Source organism: Bariatricus sp. SGI.154, assembly GCF_050313795.1.
Taxonomy (GTDB): domain Bacteria; phylum Bacillota; class Clostridia; order Lachnospirales; family Lachnospiraceae; genus CAMBRQ01.
Genome location: NZ_JBNPMC010000087.1, coordinates 1 through 448 on the forward strand (window position 1 = coordinate 1; position 448 = coordinate 448).

The window sequence follows — 448 nt, forward strand, 5'->3', positions numbered from 1 at the left end:
CCCTTCTTTTGTGTATTCTACAAACTGTTTATCATTCAGAATCTCTATTTTGCTTATATCGCTGCGCCATGTGTAGTCATCCAGAGAAGTGACAATATCCCATACTTTTTGTACGCTGCATGGAAAAACTGCTTTTATATTTGAAACTGCCATAATGAAATCCTCCTATATCTTCAGTCGTTGATTTGTAAATTGTGGTAAATAACAAGTGAATGGCTGGTCTTGATGTCTCTGTCGATATGGTAATCGCAGTCCAGGACAGAGAGAAACATAACCAGCCTGTCTATGCATATAAAGTCTGTAAGATATTCTATCTATGCTCCGTAACGGGCGGCGAGTTTGTGGAAAATATCGAAACCGTAGAATCAGCATATTTCCCGGAGAATGCGCTTCCGAAACTGGCAGAAGAAAAATGTACGGAAGAACAGATTAAAATACTACAACCAGC

Annotated in this window: 1 pseudogene; it reads left to right on the forward strand. The window is 39.3% G+C overall.

Annotated elements, in window-relative coordinates:
- Positions 1-212: 212 nt before the first annotated feature.
- Positions 213-448, forward strand: a pseudogene (locus ACQRBN_RS17450) (ADP-ribose pyrophosphatase); the annotation flags it as partial.